Raw genomic sequence first — 12,722 nt, forward strand, 5'->3', positions numbered from 1 at the left:
CTCACCGCATCAGCGGGGTCAGCGCTGCGCTTGTGGATGGCTCCACGCTGCCCCCGCTGCTACCAGCCGTGTGTCATTTCTATTTGGGGCAGAATGTGTCTTTTCTAATCAGCGGGAACACGGATTTCTGTTCCTTCAGAGATGCTTACGTGCCGTCCGACGGGCATTGTCACCCGCTCAGCAACAGTCGCTCGCGGTGCCGCTGATCCCGCTCGGCCCGCCACGCGTGAAACTGCGCCAGAACGCTTTCGGCGTCCATACCAGTTCGTCGCTGATGGGCCTCAATGCGGACGCGTAGGCGTGCCGGCCAAGCCGTGCTGTTTCGGATCAGGGTGGCCTGCACCCAGCGAGGCACGTAGCTGAGCAGCTTCTCCAGAATGTGGCGCTCGCGAAACGGCAGATGAGCGCCCGACATCAGGCGGCTGACGGGCTCGTCGGCGAGGAGCGCTACCACCGCGCTGAGAATGTGAGCTCGGCCGTAAGGCGAAAGCTCATGGTAGGGCTGTTCGTCCCAGGTCTGTGGTTTGTGCTCCGGCATGATCGGCAGCACGGGGCAGTCGACCAGGTTAATGTAACTGGTCCTGAAGAGGCTCGGCGCCAGCAGCGCCCGGGTGAGATCGCGCAGCACGGTGAGGAACTGGCGGGCGGGCACCGGCTCCATCCCCGGCAAGCATGCGGGATGCCCGAGCAGCGCCTTGCGGACCTCCCCGTCAAACGCAAACAGGATCGAAAGCGCCGCAGCCGTCTCTTCCGGCTCGAAATACCCCGCTGGTGTCGGCTGCGTCCAGCGGCTTGCCCTTAGCGGGGTGCCGCAATCGCCGCACACGAACTCGATGCCATTCGACCAGATGAACCGCGGCGCGTGTCTCGGCCGACAACGCCGACAGTAATCCTGTCGCCAAGCGCGATGCTGGTGACAGAAGACGATCGGCAGCGCCGCCTCTGCGTCCAGGTAAGCTCCGCCCGCCTCGTGCGCTTCGGCAAGGCAGTAGCGGCACCAGGCGAGATCGAGTTCGCCTCGCGCTCGGCCGAAACCGTCGATGCTTGGCAACCAGTCCACCGCCAGCCCTGGCCAGCGGCGCTTGACCCCGAGATTGAGCACGACATCCAACGCGACCCGAAGACCGGCTGCGACGCTTCTCGCCTCGTGCGGATCCCAGCGGACATCCGGCTGCGCCTTCGGACCGGCCGTCCATAGTGCCTCCCGAAGCTCGGCGACCGATACATCGTAGAAGGCCGCGGTCCGTCCGAGCCAGGATGACGGCAACTCGTCGGAACGAGGACGCGGCGCGAACGGCAGCGCTCCCGCCACGGCTCAAGCAGCCGCCGTCGCCCGCCCGCGTCCACGGCGCTGGGCTAACGCCTTCATGCTGACGGAGGGAAGCACAAGGTCGTCGGCGTCGAGGTCACTCACTTCGATACGCTCGGTGCCGTTCTCGATTGCCCGCACAGCGAGCGTTTCGACGAGCCGGAAGATGCGGCCGGTGTTCCCGTCGCTGAGGTCGAGGATAGCGGTGCGGCATCGCTCCTCCTCCAGCTGAGATGGCTTGCGCAGAGGCAGGATCGCGGCGAGCGTGACCATCAGCAGCCGAAATGGCTCGTCGTTCTGCCACCGGACCAGCTCGACCGCGTCGAACCGCTCGGCCAGTGCCGCATCCGTGAGCAGCGCCGCGCGCGCCTCGTGGTTGCCGGTGCAGACGAGCGGAATCTGCAGGTCGTTGGCCAGATAGCGAAGCGTGTTGAGGAAGACGCGCTGCTGCCGTGGCGTGCAGGCCAGCATGTGGTTGATCTCGTCCAGGATCAGCATACGAGCACCCACCTGCCCCATGATCCGGCGGGTGAGCTGCCGGGCTCGCTGGACGTCGCCGCGCCCCGCAAAGCCGGCGCCAAGCTTCTCGAGAACCTCCCCGTAGAACTCGCCATCGGTCGGCTGTGGCGGCAGCTGAACGGCCACGACCGGGATCGTCGCCGTTCCCGTTGTGTCGTTGAACCCGCGCGGGTTCTCCGCCTCGAAGCGCTCGACGATGCGGGACTTCCCCATCCCGGTCTGGCCGTAGATCAGGAGGCACGGCATGCGCGTGCGCGGCGGGTAGCGTAGCATCGCATCCAAGGTCTTGCGCACGGTTTCCGCCTTCGGGAAGCCGAGCCAACGATCCATGCGGATCCAGGCAATTCGCTCCTTGTCGGCCCACATCGCACGCTCGCGGTAGTCCTCGGCAAGATGCGACAGATCGCTCATCTGGGCATCTCCTCGACGAGGTACGGTAGCGCCTGCCGATCACCGCCCTTATCCGTTCCCGAGGCACCCGGCAGAGCTGTGGCTCTGTCCTCCTCAATGGTGGGCTTGCCGCTGCTTCTGGCGCGCCGTGCATCAGCCAAGGCTGCCCTTGTCCTCTGGAGCGCGAGCCGTGCGGCCTTCGTCTTGTGAGCGGCTTCCGCTACGATCAGCCGCTGTGTCTCGACCGCCTGGAAGATCAGCGTCTCGTCGACCGCTTGCTGACCACGCTCGCGCAGGGTGCGAACCGCCTCCTTCTGTTCCCAGCGGGTGATCGCCGGCCGCCGGAGGTCACGATAGGGCACCTCGAGGTGCTCGCCATGCGGGAGCTCGAGCCAGATGCGAGAAAGGTCACGCGGGTCCCACCGGATCGGCATGGCCTGCCCGGGTCGCGTGTACCAGCAGGACAGCGCGTCATCCCAGTAGTGCGTATGGAACAGTTCGATGCCGTGCGGGGTCACCGCGCGTAGTTCGCAAGGCAGGAAGTCGAAGAGGAAGCTGGCGCGATCGACCGGCAGCCGCGCCAGCTCCGGCCGCCGTTCCATCGCTTCGGCCCAGGCGAGCGCCGGCGGGATGCCGATGCCGCGGTGTCGCTCTGCATGGTACGGCCCAATGATCTGTGCGGCGAGCCAGCTCTCCAACTCGCCCAGCGTCATGCACGCTTGGGCTTCGGAGTCGTATTCGCCTCGCTCCGCCACGTTGGAGAACGTCGTGCCGGGCAGAAGATGGACAGCGCCCATCACTGTCCCGATCAGCCGCTCGATATGGCCACCGAAGTGCGGACGCCGAACCGGACGATACTCGAGCGAGATCGAGTGGGCACGGCAGCCCCGTTTCAGAGCGTCGGAGCGGTGCTCGCGCGCATTGTCGAGGTGTAGCCGATCCATGAGACCCTGATTGTCCCAAGGTGCCTCCATGCCGCGCTCGGCCAACCAGGCGGTCTTGGGGAGAACGGCTTGGCGCATGCACATGCCAACCGACACGGCCGAGGGTGCAAGCATATCGAGGTGGAACCCCGGTACCGTGCGGCTCGCGATATCGATCATCAGCGTGAGCCACGGCCGACCGATGGGCTTTCGATACAGATCGTCGACGACGATCACGTCGACCAGCGTGTGATCCGATTGCACGAGCTCCAGCGCGTAGCTGGCATCCAACACGCCTCGCGTCGGCTCCCACTTGTCAGCGGCGGCTTTGGACCCTTGCCTACGGGCCGTGACGGTCTGGGGAGGCAGTCTGTCCAATCGTGCTTGGATTGCCTTGGTGCTGGGCACCTTCAGCCCGATCTTCTGCGCCTCATGTCGGAGCCAGCGGCGGAGCGCCTGCACGTTCGGCTTCTCGAGGGTGAGATAACACTCCGCGATGCCTCGGGCGATCAACTGCTCGGCAGCAGATGAGAGCCGCCGCTCTCCCCTCTCCCGCCCTCGCGGGCGCGGCAACAGCGAAGCGGCAACGGGCGACGCCCGATAAAGCTGGAGAAGCTCATGAAAACGGGCGCGACCCAGCCCAAGCTTATCCAGCGCTTCGGCGGCTGCGTTGCCCGGGATGCGGGTCAGCGCAGCAAGTGGGCGGATGATCTTCTCGCGGCGGTGCGCTTCTGCCCAATTAGCGTCGCTCGCCGTCTTCAGGTCCGCGGTTCGCATGGTACGACGCCTCGGCTGATCCAGCCTGGCAAGCGTCCGCTCTTTTGGGGAGAATGTCCACCATTTCAGGAGTGGACTGACGCCGGGCGACGCTCGCCGTGTGCGTCCACCGTTTCAGGACAACCGACATCGGCGTGGAGTGCTCTTCGAACCGGCTAAGGCCTAAACTGGAGAACATTCAGGTAGCGCCGATACGTAAGGGTCTGGACGACGTGATGCGACAGCTTCACGTTGATGTCGGCTCCGCGCGGACCGGCGACCAGCAGAACCGTTGGTTGAGGTTGGTGGCAATTGGGGTCATCTTCGTCGAGGTCGTGCTATGGACGTTGCTAGCGGGGCCGATCTTGCGGCGACGCCGAATAGCTGGCGATGGCCGGAAAGCATGGCGGCGCGGACGCTTGGCGGGTCCGCATTAGAGGGCGCGCGCCGATCGTCGACGGTGGACGGGCCTGACACCTGAAACGCGATGGTGGCGGGCGCGGTGATCGGCCGGGGCAACGAGGAAGCGCTTCAGCGCTGCCAGCGAGCGGCGAACAAGGTGGGCGAGCCAGCGCGATGCACGGCCAGGGTCAGTCCGGAGGAGCGGAGGGCGACGGACTGAATGATTATCAACGACAGCAGCGCGGCGAAGTCGCGTCGACCAGGCAAGCCAACCGAAGCGGCGCTGGCGTCTAATCCGGCGCGGATCGCGGGCACGATCGCGCCTCTCGCGCAGTCAGGAGAATGACGGGGCGGCGGGCCAACCCGCCGCCCCGTCAGTTCAGTAATTGTAGCTCGACCCGTAATAGCCATAGACCTGTTGGCCGTAGGCCCGATCGAATGCCGGCTCGTTGCCGGCGCTGTAGCGCGGGCCGCCTTCAAGCTGTTCCTTGGTAAGATTGACGACATAGCCGCCCTTGTCGGTGTCGTAGGTGAGCTGATCCCAGGGGAGTGGGTGATAGTCGTCGCCCATGCCCAGGAAGCCGCCGAACGACATGACGGCATATTCGGCCTTGCCCGACCGCTTATCGACCATGAAGTTGTAAACCGAGCCGAGCTTGTTGCCCTCGCGGTCATAGACGGCGGTGCCCTCGACCTTGTTGGAGGCGATCAGACGATCGGTTTCGTCGGTTTCAACATTGTTGTCAGCCATGCAAATTCTCCTTCCTTGGCCAGAACGAAGGAGCCCGGCAGGGTATCCGACCGAACGGTTGCAGCCGGACGGATTGCGAACCCGGTGCATCGCTCTTGGGTGTGCCGCTATCTAACTATCCGACGAGCGCCTGCGCCGATCTACGCAACAGAGCCGGTCATGATGTCCTGCCCTCGTCAATCTTGGTTTCAGCGCGTGCGTCGCGCAGGATTTTCATGCCGCCCTAGATCGCGATGAGGGCGGTCGCGAGCCCGACCAGCAGGTCGGGCCAGTTGCTTCCAAGCCAAAACACCAGCACGCCGGCGATCAGGATGCCCCCTTTCGAGATAATGTCGTTGAAGCTGAAGGTGGTGGCGGCGCGGAGGTTCACGTCCTTCTGCTTTAGCCGCTGAAGCAGCCGCAGGCAGATGTAGTTCACGACGCCGGCAACCGCCGACATGACCATCATCGTCGGCCCGATCGGTTCGCTGCCTTGATTATAGCGGCGGCCGACGTTGATCAGGTTGCCGCCGGCGAAAACCAGCAGCATGACGCCCGACGCGGTCGCGGCGCGCCTCTTCCAGGTCTGCCCGTGGCTGAGCGCTATGAGACTGAGCGCGTACACGGCCGTGTCCGACAGGTTGTCCACGCCGTTCGCGATCAGGGCGCTGGAGTCCGCAAAGAACCCGGCGGCGAAGAAGCCCGCCGCGATGGCGACGTTCAGCAGCAGCACGATCTAGAGCGTGCGTCGTTCGTCCGGTGCTTGACGATCGGTAGCGGCAGCCATCCTATAATCTCCATGAGCGTCAGCAGTGCGAGGGCGCCGACGAAAACGTTGAATTGACGGCGGGGATTCGAGTTTCCCTGCGGATTGCGAAGTGTCATAGCCGGCATCAGAGTGCGGCTTATGAGGCAAGCTCGCCGACCAACGTCGGGCGCCATCGTTTGGTCTGTCCTCTTTACTCAGGTGCGATCAAGCTTTCAGCCGATCCTGTAGCCGGCTTTCGACTTGGCGGATGTGGCGGCGCGGTTGCAGGAGCAGTGATTTAATTTCCGACGACCGATGGACCGCACATCGTGACGCCCGGACTGCGGGAAGACGAGCATGACAAAGATGTCTCAGGAACCGACCCTCGACGCGACGGCTCGATTGCTGCGCGATCCGTACCGCTACATCGCGACACGGTGTCGCCGGTTCGGGTCCGACGCCTTCCAAACCCGGCTTCTGCTCCGGCCGACCATTTGCATGAGCGGCCCCGAGGCCGCCGAGTTCTTCTACGACGAGGCGCGGTTCGCGCGTCAGGGCGCGATGCCCGAGCCGGTTCGGGCGACGCTGCTCGGCAAGAGTGGGGTTCAGGGACTCGATGACGAGGAACACCGCCACCGCAAGGCGTTGTTCGTATCGCTGATGACCCAGGACCGGGTGGCGGCGCTCGGCGCTCGATTCGGCGAGGAGCTTGCCGTCGCCGCGACCCGATGGCGCTCCAAGAGCGAGATCGTGCTATACGATGCGCTACACGAGCCTCTTGCGCGCGCCGTGTGCGCCTGGGCGGGCGTGCCGCTCGCCGAAACCGAAGTGCGCCGTCGAACCCGGCAGCTCGTAGCCATGTTCGATGCTGCGGCGAGCATTGGCCCTCGGCATCTACGCTCGCGTCTCGCCCGCGGGCGCGCCGAGCGCTGGCTTTCTAGAGTTATCCGCGACACCCGCGAGGGCCGCATCGAGACGCCGCCAGGGTCCGCCCTCGGCGCGATCGCCGCGCACCGCGATCTTGAAGGGCAGCCCTTGCCGCTCCGCATCGCGGCGGTCGAACTCCTGAACGTGCTGCGGCCAACAGTTGCGGTGGCGGTCTTCATCACGTTCGCCGCGCACGCGCTTCACCTGCACCCCGAGTGGAGGGCACGGTTCCGCGCCGGCGACGACAGCGGCTTGGATGCGTTCGTTCAAGAGGTGCGGCGCTTCTACCCCTTCTTCCCGGCTGTGGCGGCAAGGGTGCGCGCCGGGTTCACTTGGCGAGGCATGCACTTCCCGAAGGGGCGGCGCGTGATGCTCGACCTGTTCGGCACAAACCGCGATGCGCGTACCTGGTCGGAGCCGCACGAGTTCCGTCCGGAACGCTTCCGAGAGGAGGATGGCGGCGCATTCGGCTTCATTCCCCAGGGCGGCGGTGACGCGCGCATTCACCATCGCTGCCCGGGCGAGCCGGTCACGGTCGAGCTGATGAAGGTTGCAGTCCGTTTCCTATCGTCGGAAATCACCTACGACGTACCCGCGCAGTGTCTCGACATCGATTGGTCTCGTTTACCGGCGCTCCCGCATAGGCGCATGGTAGTTCGTGATGTTCGACCGGCGATAATTGGTTCAATGCTCGCGGTATGACGGACGCGATCGAATAGAAGTCAACGAGCTGGGCAGCGTGCGGGCGCAGCAGGACAGTAACCGCATTGATGTCGGGCCGGAGGAGGTGCGTTGCACCGTCCGTGTCGCACCTGCCGTTAGTTGAACGGTTATCAGCCATCGTCTATATGAGGAGCACATGCGGTCTCCTGTGAGGGAGAGTCCGTTTCCTGAGCGGCCCCCACCGAGTGGTCCGGCTTGTTAGTTAGTGCATTGTCGTCGCCGCCGCCATTGCCGGGCGTAGGTGGAGCGAAGCGGAACCGGAGGCCGGCAATGGCGGTGTCGCCGCTTCCGGGGCTGGCGGGCGGTAGCCAAGGCTGCTGTGCGGCCGGACGGTGTTGTAGTGACGGCGCCATGCCTCGATCAGCACCCTGGCCTCGGCCAGGCTGTAGAAGATCTCGCCATTGAGCAGCTCGTCGCGAAGCGACCCGTTGAAGCTCTCGTTGTAGCCGTTCTCCCATGGCGAGCCCGGGGCGATGTAGAGCGTCTTCACGCCGATCTGGCCGAGCCAAGTCTGGACGGCGGTGGCTATGAACTCGCTGCCATTGTCCGACCTGATGTGCGCTGGTGGACCGCGTTCAATGAACAGGTCGGCCAACGCGGCCAGCACGTCTTCGTGGCGGAGCTGGCGTGACACGACCAGTGCCAGGCACTCGCGGCTGGCCTCGTCGATGATGGTCAGGATGCGGAACTTGCGCCCATCGTGGGTACGCTCCTCGACGAAATCATAGGCCCAGACGTGCCCCGGATACTCTGGTCGAAGCCGGATGCAGGAGCCGTCATTGAGCCAGAGCCGGCCACGTTTCGGTTGGCGCTGCGGCACCTTCAGCCCCTCGCGCCGCCAGATCCGCTCGACCCGCTTGTGGTTCACCGACCAGCCCGCCGCATGCAGCAGCGCGGTCACCCGACGGTAACCGTAGCGCCCATACTGCTTTGCCAGCGCGACGACGTCGTCGGTGAGCGCCTGCTCATCATCTGCCCCGCACGGCACTTTGCGCTGCGTTGACCGGTGCTGGCCAAGCACGCGGCACACGCGCCGCTCGGACACGTCCAGCACCTCCCGGACCTGGTCGATGCAGCGCCGGCGCCGTGCGGGGCTCAGAAGTTTCCCTTTGCCGCCTCCTGCAGGATGAGCTTGTCCAGCGTCAGATCCGAAATCGCACGCCGCAGCCGGGCGTTCTCCTTCTCCAGATCCTTCATCCGACGCGCCTGGTCCGTCTTCAGGCCACCATATTCCTTGCGCCAGCGATAATAGGTCTGCTCGCTGACCGCGATCCGCCGGCATGCCTCCGCGGTCGTGCCGCCCTGGCCCAGCACGATCTCCACCTCACGCAGCTTGCCGATGATCTCCTCCGGCTTGTGCTTCTTCGCAGGCATTCGTTGTCCCTTCCTTGGTCCAGACTGTCATAGTCGATGGACCACTCAGAAGGGGGCAGCTCAGAAATCTCCAGAGCCAGACGGTGGGAAAATACGAGCAATTGCGCCGAGTGAGACCTGCTTTGAACCTTCCGGAACATCAATGAAGTTGTATTTTAGTCCGATCGATGTGGGGGAGAAGCCATTTGAGTATGATGTATTGGTAGCGTCCTTCTGCCTCATCCATGAATAGGTGTTTCCCTCGACCCGTAACTCGACCTTGTCGACAACGCCGTAGCGGAGCAGGGTCGGAAAGAAGATTGTCCGCTCGTGTTCATCGCCGTCGTGACGAAACTCGGCCTGGATCGCGGTCTCCAATTGGAAGCGACCCTTTCCCACGGTTGTGCTGCCGTCCGCAATGCCAGGCCGATCGGCGTTGATGTAATCATCGGACGGGTCTGCGATGGCGGGCGTTGCCATCGCGATCGTAGCCACCATCAGGAGAGCTGTTGAGGCGCAGAGGCTCCGTAGTGGCATCACGTAATTTTCCGTTCTCGGTTCAGGGTTATGCGGTTGGTCCAGCGATAGCTTGGATAACGCGACACTCGGCCATCGTTTTGGCCGAACAGCCGGCAGCGCTCATTGCAGCCAGTTCATCGCGCAGCGCGCCTAGCTGGCGAAGGCGCTCCTCAACATCGGCGAGATGACGTGATGCGATCTCAGTGGCTTCCCCGCAGTCGCGGTCCGGCTGATCGGCGAGTGCGAGCAAGGAGCGGATCTCGTCGATGGAAAAGCCGAGACGCCTACCGTTTCGTATGAAGTTGAGACGATCGGTGTCCGACGCCCCGTAAGTGCGCCGGCCTGAGGTCGTGCGAGCGGGGCGGCCGAGTAAGCCGATGCCCTCATAGAAGCGGATCGTCGTGACCTTGGTCGCGGTGGCTTTCGCCAGTTCGCCGATTTGCATTCGAATGCCCGCTTTCTGCTGCCGGAATTACAATGAGCTTGATTCTACAGCTACTGTAGAATGTAGGGAAGATTGATGATGCGGCACAGGTGAGCTGCCCCCTTCTGAGTGGTCCATCGACTATGACAGTCTGGACCAGGGAAGGGACAACGAATGCCTTTGAAGAAACACAAGCCCGAGGAGATCATCGGCAAGCTGCGTGAGGTGGAGATCGTGCTGGGCCAAGGCGGCACGACCGCCGAGGCGTGCCGACGGATCGCGGTCAGCGAGCAGACCTACTATCGCTGGCGCAAGGAATATGGTGGCCTGAAGACGGACCAGGCCCGTCGGATGAAGGATCTGGAGAAGGAGAACGCCCGGCTGCGGCGTGCGATTTCGGATCTGACGCTGGACAAGCTCATCCTGCAGGAGGCGGCAAAGGGAAACTTCTGAGCCCCGCACGGCGCCGGCGCTGCATCGACCAGGTCCGGGAGGTGCTGGACGTGTCCGAGCGGCGCGTGTGCCGCGTGCTTGGCCAGCACCGGTCAACGCAGCGCAAAGTGCCGTGCGGGGCTAATGATGAGCAGGCGCTCACCGACGACGTCGTCGCGCTGGCAAAGCAGTATGGGCGCTACGGTTACCGTCGGGTAACCGCACTGCTGCATGCGGCGGGTTGGTCTGTGAACCACAAGCGCGTCGAGCGGATCTGGCGGCGCGAGGGGCTGAAAGTGCCGCAGCGCCAACCGAAACGCGGCCGGCTCTGGCTCAATGACGGCTCCTGCATCCGGCTTCGACCAGAGTATCCGGGGCATGTCTGGGCCTATGATTTCGTCGAGGAGCGTACCCACGATGGGCGCAAGTTCCGCATCCTGACCATCATCGACGAGGCCAGTCGCGAGTGCCTGGCACTGGTCGTGTCACGTCAACTGCGCCACGAAGACGTGCTGGCCGCGTTGGCCGACCTGTTCATCGAACGCGGTCCGCCAGCGCACATCAGATCGGACAATGGCAGCGAGTTCATCGCCACCGCCGTCCAGACCTGGCTCGGACAGATCGGCGTGAAGACGCTCTACATCGCCCCGGGCTCGCCATGGGAGAACGGCTATAACGAGAGCTTCAACGGGTCGCTTCGCGACGAGCTGCTCAATGGCGAGATCTTCTACAGCCTCGCGGAGGCCAGGGTGCTGATCGAGGCATGGCGCCGTCACTACAACACCGTCCGGCCGCACAGTAGCCTGGGCTACCGCCCGCCGGCCCCGGAAGCGGTGACACCGCCATTACCGGCCTCCGGTTCCGCTTCGCTCCACCTACGCACGGCAATGGCGGCGGAGACGACAATGCACTAACTAACAAGCCGGACCACCCGGTGGGGGCCGCTCACAGGCGATTGCCTGCGGCTGCAAATTCTGACGAGAGGTGCCCGTGCCAAGTGATCTGATCAGCGCCCAGCGCACACCGGCCGGCGATACTGGAGACGGAGAGCGCTTCGTCCAAGAGGTGAGACCCTTCTATCCCTTTCTCCCCGCCTTGATGGTGCGGGTTCAGCGGACTTCACGTGGATATCTAGAGATGGGCTGAACTCGGATGTTCGCGCTGCTGGCGAAGCGGTTCCTTGCCAGCGGCGTTCAGCTCAGGTGACCGGTTTATCGAGGACGAACGAATGAACGACAGCTTCGACATCATCGTAATCGGCGGGGGCACGGCAGGCTATCCCGCCGCCATCCGCGCTTCACAGCTCGGGATGAGCGTCGCGTGTGTCGAACGTGGCGCCACGCTTGGCGGCACCTGTCTCAATGTCGGCTGCATTCCCTCCAAGGCTCTTCTCCATTCGACGGAGCTGTTTGCCGACCTCAGCGAGGGGCTTGAGAAGCATGGTATCGGCGTCAGCGGCGTTGCCCTCGACTTGGCGCAAATGATCAGCCGCAAAAATGAGGTCGTCGCTGGGCTTACCAAGGGCGTCGAACACCTCTTGAAAAAGAACAAGGTGGAATGGGTGAAGGGAAGCGCCCGTTTCACGGCACACGATCGCCTCGCCGTCGATCTGGCCGAGGGTGGCGCTCGATCTCTGACGGCAACCAAGGGGATCATCGTAGCAACCGGCTCGGATGTCGCGCGGCTGCCAGGTATCGACATTGATGAGGAGCGCGTCGTCTCGAATACGGGCGCGCTCTCGTTGAAGAAGGTGCCGGATCATCTGGTCGTCATCGGCGGCGGCTATATCGGCCTTGAACTGGGCTGCGTCTGGCGTCGGTTGGGCGCCAGGGTGACTGTGATTGAGTTCCTCGAGAGCATCGTGCCCAGCATGGATCGCGAGATCTCGCGACACCTGCTTAAAACGCTGAAGCAGCAAGGGCTAGACTTCCGGTTCCAGACCAAAGTGACGAGCGTCGAGAAGCGCCCCGACGACCTGCTTATCGCCATCGAGCCGTCAAACGGCGGTGCAACCGAGACCCTCGCGGCCGACGTCGTGCTGGTCGCAGTGGGCCGTAGACCCTACACAGACGGCCTAGGGCTGGACCAAGTCGGTGTCTTGCTCGACCCCAAGGGCCGCATACCTGTGGAGCTTGGTTTCAAGACTGTTGTCCCCGGAATTTACGCTATCGGCGACGTTATCGCGGGACCGATGCTTGCGCACAAAACGACGCTGGATGGGGTGCGCTGCGTGGAGGGGATCGCCGGCCGCTATCCAGGGGTCGACTACAACACCGTACCCGCCGTCATCTACACCTCTCCCGAGGTCGCGAGCGTTGGCAAAACGGAAGAGGAACTGAAGGCAGCCGGCGTCGACTACAAGTCCGGCACATTCCCGTTCCTGGCGAACAGCCGCGCGCGATGCAACGGCGACACCCGCGGGCTCACGAAGCTGCTGGCAGACGTGTGGAGGGCGGTGACAAACCAGGCCAATGGAGCGCCTGCGATTTGCTGAGCGCGGCGGTGTAAAAGCCGGCCATTGGTTAGGCTGCTCCTTTTGGAGCGGCCAGGGATGTTTGCCGTGGAGA

Annotated in this window: 12 protein-coding genes; 4 read left to right on the top strand and 8 right to left on the bottom strand. The window is 64.0% G+C overall.

Annotation, left to right across the window (positions count from 1 at the left end; all coding sequences use genetic code 11):
- Nucleotides 1–169: 169 nt before the first annotated feature.
- Genes ABLE43_RS22285 through ABLE43_RS22295 form a run of 3 tightly spaced genes read right to left on the bottom strand, consistent with a single transcriptional unit; the run spans nt 170 to nt 3,918 of the window.
- Entirely contained in the window at nt 170–1,312 is a 1,143-nt protein-coding gene (locus tag ABLE43_RS22285; RefSeq protein WP_348980178.1) for a TniQ family protein, read from the bottom strand.
- Nucleotides 1,313–1,315: 3 nt separating this feature from the next.
- Entirely contained in the window at nt 1,316–2,239 is a 924-nt protein-coding gene (locus tag ABLE43_RS22290) for a TniB family NTP-binding protein (protein ID WP_147035902.1), read from the bottom strand.
- On the bottom strand, nt 2,236–3,918 hold the full coding sequence (locus ABLE43_RS22295) for a Mu transposase C-terminal domain-containing protein (RefSeq protein ID WP_147035901.1): 1,683 nt from the start codon (nt 3,916–3,918) through the stop codon (nt 2,236–2,238). Before ABLE43_RS22295 ends, ABLE43_RS22290 begins: the two co-directional genes overlap by 4 nt.
- A gap of 601 nt (nt 3,919–4,519) precedes the next feature.
- Here ABLE43_RS22295 and ABLE43_RS22300 point away from each other — a divergent pair.
- Nucleotides 4,520–4,645 (top strand): hypothetical protein, encoded by a 126-nt coding sequence (locus ABLE43_RS22300; protein ID WP_348980179.1) that lies wholly within the window; start codon nt 4,520–4,522, stop codon nt 4,643–4,645.
- Nucleotides 4,646–4,678: 33 nt separating this feature from the next.
- Here ABLE43_RS22300 and ABLE43_RS22305 read toward each other — a convergent pair whose 3' ends face one another.
- Both ABLE43_RS22305 and ABLE43_RS22310 read right to left on the bottom strand, forming a co-directional pair.
- Nucleotides 4,679–5,050 carry a PRC-barrel domain-containing protein gene (locus tag ABLE43_RS22305; RefSeq protein ID WP_205499165.1) on the bottom strand — a complete coding sequence of 124 codons (372 nt, stop codon included), beginning with the start codon at nt 5,048–5,050 and terminating at the stop codon, nt 4,679–4,681.
- 223 nt (nt 5,051–5,273) lie between these two features.
- The gene (locus ABLE43_RS22310) at nt 5,274–5,765 is read right to left on the bottom strand and encodes a cation efflux transmembrane domain-containing protein (protein WP_310103767.1); all 492 of its coding nucleotides are present in this window, start codon (nt 5,763–5,765) and stop codon (nt 5,274–5,276) included.
- A gap of 369 nt (nt 5,766–6,134) precedes the next feature.
- On the opposite strand from ABLE43_RS22310, the gene ABLE43_RS22315 reads away from it, so the two are divergent.
- Nucleotides 6,135–7,406 (top strand): cytochrome P450, encoded by a 1,272-nt coding sequence (locus tag ABLE43_RS22315; RefSeq protein WP_310103757.1) that lies wholly within the window; start codon nt 6,135–6,137, stop codon nt 7,404–7,406.
- A 223-nt stretch (nt 7,407–7,629) separates the two neighbouring features.
- Here ABLE43_RS22315 and ABLE43_RS22320 read toward each other — a convergent pair.
- The 3 genes from ABLE43_RS22320 to ABLE43_RS22330 form a co-directional block, all read right to left on the bottom strand.
- A protein-coding gene (locus ABLE43_RS22320) for an IS3 family transposase (protein WP_310103756.1) occupies nt 7,630–8,801 on the bottom strand; the annotation gives its coding sequence in 2 pieces (ribosomal slippage) (nt 7,630–8,537 and nt 8,537–8,801; 1,173 coding nt in all).
- 60 nt (nt 8,802–8,861) lie between these two features.
- Nucleotides 8,862–9,278 carry a transporter gene (locus tag ABLE43_RS22325; RefSeq protein WP_310103754.1) on the bottom strand — a complete coding sequence of 139 codons (417 nt, stop codon included), beginning with the start codon at nt 9,276–9,278 and terminating at the stop codon, nt 8,862–8,864.
- A 67-nt stretch (nt 9,279–9,345) separates the two neighbouring features.
- Complete coding sequence (locus ABLE43_RS22330; RefSeq protein WP_145147252.1) at nt 9,346–9,744, bottom strand: MerR family transcriptional regulator; 399 nt, start codon at nt 9,742–9,744, stop codon at nt 9,346–9,348.
- A 153-nt stretch (nt 9,745–9,897) separates the two neighbouring features.
- Here ABLE43_RS22330 and ABLE43_RS22335 point away from each other — a divergent pair.
- Together ABLE43_RS22335 and lpdA are read left to right on the top strand one after the other, a co-directional pair.
- Nucleotides 9,898–11,069 (top strand): IS3 family transposase gene (locus ABLE43_RS22335; RefSeq protein WP_348980180.1). Its coding sequence is split into 2 segments (ribosomal slippage): nt 9,898–10,162 and nt 10,162–11,069, totalling 1,173 coding nucleotides; the frame shifts between segments, so codons are not numbered across the junction.
- 314 nt (nt 11,070–11,383) lie between these two features.
- Nucleotides 11,384–12,649, top strand: a complete 1,266-nt coding sequence (gene lpdA / locus ABLE43_RS22340) for a dihydrolipoyl dehydrogenase (protein WP_348980181.1) — start codon at nt 11,384–11,386, stop codon at nt 12,647–12,649.
- Nucleotides 12,650–12,722 lie beyond the last annotated feature (73 nt).

Origin of the sequence: Sphingomonas silueang (assembly GCF_040049155.1) — a bacterium.
GTDB classification, from domain to species: Bacteria; Pseudomonadota; Alphaproteobacteria; order Sphingomonadales; family Sphingomonadaceae; genus Sphingomonas; species Sphingomonas silueang.

Bases quoted from the DNA above. Each gene is read 5' to 3' on its own strand.
- ABLE43_RS22305 (WP_205499165.1), bottom strand. From the start codon at position 5,050: ATGGCTGACAACAATGTTGAAACCGACGAAACCGATCGTCTGATCGCC.
- lpdA (WP_348980181.1), top strand. From the start codon at position 11,384: ATGAACGACAGCTTCGACATCATCGTAATCGGCGGGGGCACGGCAGGC.
- ABLE43_RS22325 (WP_310103754.1), bottom strand. From the start codon at position 9,278: ATGGTGGCTACGATCGCGATGGCAACGCCCGCCATCGCAGACCCGTCC.
- ABLE43_RS22330 (WP_145147252.1), bottom strand. From the start codon at position 9,744: ATGCAAATCGGCGAACTGGCGAAAGCCACCGCGACCAAGGTCACGACG.
- ABLE43_RS22290 (WP_147035902.1), bottom strand. From the start codon at position 2,239: ATGAGCGATCTGTCGCATCTTGCCGAGGACTACCGCGAGCGTGCGATG.
- ABLE43_RS22295 (WP_147035901.1), bottom strand. From the start codon at position 3,918: ATGCGAACCGCGGACCTGAAGACGGCGAGCGACGCTAATTGGGCAGAA.
- ABLE43_RS22300 (WP_348980179.1), top strand. From the start codon at position 4,520: ATGATTATCAACGACAGCAGCGCGGCGAAGTCGCGTCGACCAGGCAAG.
- ABLE43_RS22315 (WP_310103757.1), top strand. From the start codon at position 6,135: ATGACAAAGATGTCTCAGGAACCGACCCTCGACGCGACGGCTCGATTG.